Annotated in this window: 5 protein-coding genes; 1 reads left to right on the top strand and 4 read right to left on the bottom strand. The window is 62.7% G+C overall.

Annotated features, from left to right (window positions below):
* Window positions 1–343: 343 nt before the first annotated feature.
* Entirely contained in the window at window positions 344–1087 is a 744-nt protein-coding gene (locus BST28_RS20580) for an SDR family NAD(P)-dependent oxidoreductase (protein WP_083082701.1), read from the bottom strand.
* A 427-nt stretch (window positions 1088–1514) separates the two neighbouring features.
* Between BST28_RS20580 and BST28_RS20575 the strand changes: the two genes are divergently transcribed.
* The gene (locus tag BST28_RS20575; protein ID WP_083082699.1) at window positions 1515–2291 is read left to right on the top strand and encodes an alpha/beta fold hydrolase; all 777 of its coding nucleotides are present in this window, start codon (window positions 1515–1517) and stop codon (window positions 2289–2291) included.
* Between the two features lie 250 nt (window positions 2292–2541).
* Here BST28_RS20575 and BST28_RS23470 read toward each other — a convergent pair whose 3' ends face one another.
* From BST28_RS23470 to BST28_RS20565, 3 genes are all read right to left on the bottom strand, one after another.
* The gene (locus BST28_RS23470; protein WP_165758124.1) at window positions 2542–2811 is read right to left on the bottom strand and encodes a DUF732 domain-containing protein; all 270 of its coding nucleotides are present in this window, start codon (window positions 2809–2811) and stop codon (window positions 2542–2544) included.
* A gap of 579 nt (window positions 2812–3390) precedes the next feature.
* Window positions 3391–4821 carry an exonuclease domain-containing protein gene (locus BST28_RS20570; RefSeq protein ID WP_083082710.1) on the bottom strand — a complete coding sequence of 477 codons (1431 nt, stop codon included), beginning with the start codon at window positions 4819–4821 and terminating at the stop codon, window positions 3391–3393.
* Between the two features lie 498 nt (window positions 4822–5319).
* A complete protein-coding gene (locus tag BST28_RS20565) occupies window positions 5320–5580 on the bottom strand; it encodes a helix-turn-helix domain-containing protein (protein WP_083082696.1) in 261 nt (86 codons plus the stop codon).
* Window positions 5581–6000: the final 420 nt, after the last annotated feature.

The raw sequence follows: 6000 nt of genomic DNA, 5'->3' as shown, positions 1-6000 counted from the left end.
TCGGCCTGAGCAACTCCTTCGGATTCGGCGGACACAACAACGTTCTCGTCGTCGCCGCCGGAAGCGGCCCCGAAGCCTGACATCCGTAGACGCGACGCGCACAGAAAGACGTGCGCCAAGCGGCGAAGATCACGCCGTCCGGCGTTCCGCACGCGCTAATACCAAAGACGCCGCCGCCACTCAGGGTTTGTCTCGACGCGGCACGCCGTCGCCCAATGTCGACCCGGCGACTCGCCAGCAGGGCCACGTCCTAGCTCTTGATCGGCCTGAGAATCAGCGGATTCAGTGCGCCGGTGCGGCGTGCTTGTCGGGCAGATTGGAAGGCAGAGGAATTCACCGACAGTCAGATTCCTACCGACAGCGAGAAGGAGTCGAAGTACTTCGGTGCAACCATTGAGCCTAAAGCGAGGTAACGCGCGAAGATCGGCTGAACCATGACGGGTTTACTCTCAATGGCGTGGACGACCCACTCGGCAGCGTCTGCGGCCGACAGCGCGGGAAAAGCGCGGTACTCCTCTGTTGGTGCGATCATCGGAGTGGTGACCAACGGATAGTGAATAGTAGACACGGCGACTCCGCTGCGCGCCAATTCAGTGCCCATGCTGCGACTGAAGGCGCTCAGCGCAGCCTTCGAAGCGTGATAGGCGGTGAATTTTGGCATCGAACCTGCAGGTACTCCCCATGTCCCGACGTTCACGATGTGGGCGTTACCGCGCTCGACCATCGATGGCAGAAGCCCGAGTGTAAGTTGCACCGCGCTCAAGTAATTGAGCCGGATCGTGCGCTCGTAGTCATGGAATCGATCCGTAGATTGAAGCAGAGTCCGGCGGATCGAACGCCCGGCGTTGTTGACCAAGATGTCGGGCGCAGCATCCTGCTGCTGCGCATCGCTCACTAGTCGCTCGACGTCATCACCATCTGTCAAGTCACATGTCAGGAAGCGGGCCGATCCGCCGGATGAGCGGATCTCGGCACATACCTCTGCAAGCAATTCATGTCGTCGAGCAACGAGGACCATCCGGGCGCCATAACTGGCGAGTACGAGCGCCAGTTCGCGGCCAATACCCGAAGACGCACCCGTCACCATGCATGTCTTGCCCTTCAGCTGAGGAACGCCGCTCCGCGCTCGCCGACGCAGATCACGCCGCCGCCCGAGGATGGATCTGTTCGAAGTCAGTCGGACCAAAGCTCTGTATCTCACGAAGACTCCCTACCTCGGTGATGGCATACCTCAATCTTGCGGGCGGTAGACGTAATCTGCGTTCCGTCGCCCTCACGCACATGTCAGGATCTCACGCTGTCAGACCGCAGCCGCTATCCGGCAGACTCGTCAATTTCCAGCGCGAAGCCGCTCACGTGCAATCAGCGAGTTCCGGCTCGGAAAGCCAAGGGACGTGATGAACGCCTTGGCGACTCGACATTCGGCCAGCACGGTAAGACGGTGTAGGGGTCAGCGAATCTGATTGCAAGGGAAAGGGGGTGTGGCACTCGCGGGTACGGTACGGTCACCACTGATGGAGCTTGCCTATAGCGATCGCGGACGCGGTCAACCAGTGTTGTTCATAGCTGGGCGCGGGGCCGTTGGGCGGACGTGGCAACTCCACCAAGTGCCAGCCTTTCTCGGTGCCGGGTACCGAGTCATCACCTTCGATAACCGAGGCGTGGGTGCCACCGGCGACCTCGACGGCTTCTCCCTGGCGACAATGGTCGACGACACGATTGTAGTCATCGAAGCTCTGGGTGCGGCGCCGGTCAATATCGTCTCAACGTCATTGGGCTCGTTGATCGCTCAGGAGCTGATGTTGGTGCGACCGGACCTGGTCAATCGTTCAGCGCTGATGGCGACCCGCGGACGTCACGACCGCGCACGTCGCTTCCTTCGAGACACGGATGAAGAGCTGGCTGACCTTTCGTTGCCGCCCAAGTTGGACGCGAAGATCCGTCTTCTCGAGGGGCTGTCCCCCAAGACACTCAACGATGATGAGGCGGTGCAAGAGTGGATTCATCTCTTCACTATGTGGCCGACGAAGTCAACACCCGGGCTTCGTGCGCAATACAAGGTAACCGCTGACGAGGGACGCCTTGCGGCCTATCGAAACATCACCAAACCCGTACTTGTCGTGGGGTTCGCCGACGATTTGGTTTCCCCACCGCACCTGGGTGCCGAGGTCGCCGCAGCACTGCCCAACGGTACCTACCTGGAGATCGCTGACGCGGGCCACCTCGGCTTCCTCGAGAGACCGCAAGAGGTGAACTCCGCGATCCTGCAATTCTTTGCCGAGACCGGGTAAGCGACTTACCGAGCCAGATCCACACTGATCCAGCGCACCTCAGGCGGTCCTATCAGATCACCCGGCACTCGCTGACCTCGGCAGCCTGTCGGCCGAGAGTCGGCTGTACCGGTCATCCGCTGTTCGGGCGGAACTCTCTACGATTTTGGGGTGACGTGAGAGCTCGCTTGAACCTCTCACTTATTGCAGTTGCAAGCCGCATGCGCGCAGCGAGCCGACGCTACCCAATGGCCGCACACGCTGAGGCCGATCAACAATCGAGGTGTACCACTGCGGCCGCCACGATCGCGGAGGCTGCCGGCGCAGTGATGCCCCCAAGGTTCGCCTGAACAATGGGAACCACATTGGAACTGCTGGTGCTTTTCGTCAGCATGCAGACCCGGTATCCCTCGGTCAGCAACTGTTGATCGCTTAAGGATGCCCACCGACCACTCAGCGGTTGCAGATAACTCTGCTCGTCCGCCTTCGCCGGCGTTGCCACCACAAAACTCGTTGTGAGCAGACTGAGTGAAACAACCATCCACATCCTGCGTCGGAATCCGGTGGCTGCGCGAGCCACATCGCGGAGGCATTCTGTCAAGTGTCCACTCCACCATCCGATCTGCTCTACCTCAGCAGAAATTGGCGACATTGCCCATGCGCCGTACGTTGGCTAACGGGCGACGTAGATGGACTCTAATGGTCGTGCGACCACTGAAGTCCGTTGGCCGGCGGGCCACGCGCACTACCGACTGCGGGTGAACATAACGCGATCGAAATCAACCGTCAAGTGGCACTTGAGATTAGCCTTACGCGTAAATAACCATCCTACAGTCGCGGGTGCCAGCTTCTATGGGCCAATGGCCAGGCGTGCACAGAGTCGCCGTGTGGTAGGCGGTTGCGGCGGGTCTCGTGTCCCGAGACCTGTCCGACGCGCGTCGGGCGACCTGTCGGGCGATTGCTGCACGGCATCGCGCAATCCGCGGGGATGGCGACTCTCACCCTCAGGAAGGGTGGACAGCGAGGCTCGGTACTGCGGGTGGCGCCAACCTGGGTGACGCGTCGATAGCGACCAGAATTCTGGTTTCCCGGGTAGGACGTGCGACCGGTCGCGCAGCCGCTACTTGCAGGAGTCGCACCGCGGTTCACGGCTGCGACGGTTGGCCAGCCACGAGTGCCCGCAGCTGACGCACACAAGCGCGACGCCGGTGTGCTCGAGTCGGATAACGGGAAGCGGCTGCGCGGTATTGACTGCCTGCACGAAGTCGCTGACCGAGGCAATCGGGACTCCGAACCGTCTGGCCTGGGCGGCCTTGCCGGAACGTGTCGACGCATCAGCCGCCACTAGCAGACCACACCCTTTGGCAGTCACCGAGTCTTTGGTCACCAATCCGTTCTGCTGAGCAAGCGCCTCCAAAGCAGCTCGGTCAATCTCGTTGCCAGTGGCATCCATGGCCGAACCGGTGAAGCACACGGACAGCCCCGGCGCGAGGGAGAGGGTGTCCTTGATCGTTCGGTAGGCGTCGGTGCGCTGGGTCACGATGTCGAGGTCAAGGTCGAGGAGGCCAGCAGCGCGGCACAGTTGTTCGATCTCCTCATCGGTGACCTCTCCGTCGGCTAGGGCGGCCTCAACGAGCCCGTCGAGGAACGCCCGATGTGCGCGCTGAATATGTACGGCGGTCATACCAAGTTCGCTCGCCAATGCGGCGAGTTCGGCGCGTTCCTCAGCGGTGAGCCGGAGGTCGGCGAGCGCCGAATCCAGCAGGGCGACGTAGGGCGCGATGTCCGGGGCCACGTGCAGGCCCGCGGCCAACTGTGCGAGATACGGAGCCGGTACCTCGGCATTGGCGCGGCCATCGCGTGTACATACCCGAACCGGACATGCCTCGATCGGATGTGCCCTTGCCGCCGCTCCGGACCGACCGAAGTGACCGGCGACTCTGACAAGGAGATGCGCTGTCGCGCGCGCGTCGGCCAGCGCCCGGTGCGCCTCGTCGAGGGCGACCCCGTGGTCAGCGCAGGCCTGGCCGAGCTTGCACCCTGTTACCGACAACGTGTCCAAGCCGGAACCCCAGTCCACGGTGATACCCGCACGCTGCAGCTCCGCCCCGATCATGCGTGAGTCGAATCGCAAATTGTGAGCCACACAGACAGCTCCGTGGAGACGGGCAGCGACCTGCCCGGCAACGTCGGCGAAGAACGGTGCGCCATGCACCATCGATGGAGTGATGCGGTGAATCCACGTCGGGCCCACGTCACGTGTCGGATTGATCAACGTGTCGAACTCGTCGGTGATGACGCCGTCCCCGTCGAGCGTGACGATCGCGATCTCCACGACGCGATCCTTGCTATACAGGCCGGTAGTCTCCACGTCGATGACCGCGATCCGGTTGGCGTCTCCAAACAGCGTTGCAAGCCCGCGATCCGCAGGTGCGGGTGCGACGGAGGGCGTAGCCGGCGGGCCATGGACCGCCCCTGTCCACTGACGTCCGTCCCACCACCGCAGCGCCGCCTGCTGCCACGGATCTGCATACCAACCAGCCACAGGCATTCGACCGACCCCCGCTCCCCGCTGCCGACCCCCACAATCGACAGGCAAATCCTCGCGACACTATCGCGCGGCGCAGATGTGCAACGCAGGATCAAGGAACTCGACCGGCGGCACGCTGAGGTGTAGAGAACATCACTGAGGCGGTGCGCTCAGCCACCTTTGTTGTACCCGGTGGAGGGCCGATTCCCTAGTGAGGGTCGATCAAGGGCCCGGAGATGGTGCCGTCGAAATCCATCTTTCCCATCGTCCTGTTGGAGAGCTGAAAAGTAACCCACGGGGTTAGCACGCGCCTCTTCGGATGGTTGCGACCTGACGTTTGTGCCAGCTACGAGGGCATGGTGCTGCTTAGATGTCCCCGAACAAGACAAGGGCATGGTGCTGCAGCGCCTGGTCAATATCGCCGCTCCATCCGCGCCCGTCGGGGTCGCAGACTAGTTCGACCATCTTTCTGGCAGAGGCCAGGACGTGCCGCACCCGACACTGAGCTACACCCCACTCCTAAGAGAGGTCTTCGAGAAGTTCGGCGACGGACACTTCCAAGGCAGCTGCGATATCGAAGAGTCGTTCATACAAGATGCCGCGGGTGCCGTGCTCGACGTTGACGAGCACATTTCGTGACACGCCGGACAGCAGCGCGAGCCGTTCTTGAGTCAGCCCACGCTGGATCCGCAGGAGCACAATCCGCCTCCCGACTTGCTGGCGCAGCCGTTCCCATTCGGCAACCCGGTCCGGGTCGTTCTGACTGGGACGCGTCGGCACCCCTACACGTAGCCATGCCGAAAACCCCGAGTCTGCCCTACTAGTAGGGCAGACTTGTGCGACTGGGAGGCGTACTGCAATCCGACTACTACCGCGGCGCGGGCAACAGCTCCGCCGACAGGCCTGCGGCGGCGCGCACGTCGCCGATCCGGCTGGCGCCGTCGCCCGGTGAGGGACTGGATTCCTGGCTAGAGGCGGTGCGGACACTCCAAGGCCATGCGGCGAGCCGCAGCCAACGGCCAGGTGGTCCGCCACCAGGAGGGCAACAGCAGCGATGTGGTCGGTGAGCCTCGCCTGCTAAGCAGCAGCGTCGCAGGTTAAGTCACTGGTAGCAGACAGGGTGGGACCCGGTAGCGGCAAAAGGGGGCGCTTATTCGGCGGCGTGCCGCCTCGTGCGCGGCCGGTTAGATACCCCTTGCC

Source organism: Mycolicibacter kumamotonensis (assembly GCF_002086285.1).
GTDB classification, from domain to species: Bacteria; Actinomycetota; Actinomycetes; order Mycobacteriales; family Mycobacteriaceae; genus Mycobacterium; species Mycobacterium kumamotonense.
The sequence above is the reverse complement of the archived record's forward strand: the minus strand, read 5'-3'. Positions and strand labels throughout refer to the sequence as shown.

What these genes read in the sequence shown, in the direction of transcription:
- BST28_RS20580 (WP_083082701.1), bottom strand. Translation starts at nt 1,087, where the DNA reads ATGGTGACGGGTGCGTCTTCGGGTATTGGCCGCGAACTGGCGCTCGTA.
- BST28_RS20575 (WP_083082699.1), top strand. Translation starts at nt 1,515, where the DNA reads ATGGAGCTTGCCTATAGCGATCGCGGACGCGGTCAACCAGTGTTGTTC.
- BST28_RS23470 (WP_165758124.1), bottom strand. Translation starts at nt 2,811, where the DNA reads ATGGTTGTTTCACTCAGTCTGCTCACAACGAGTTTTGTGGTGGCAACG.
- BST28_RS20570 (WP_083082710.1), bottom strand. Translation starts at nt 4,821, where the DNA reads ATGCCTGTGGCTGGTTGGTATGCAGATCCGTGGCAGCAGGCGGCGCTG.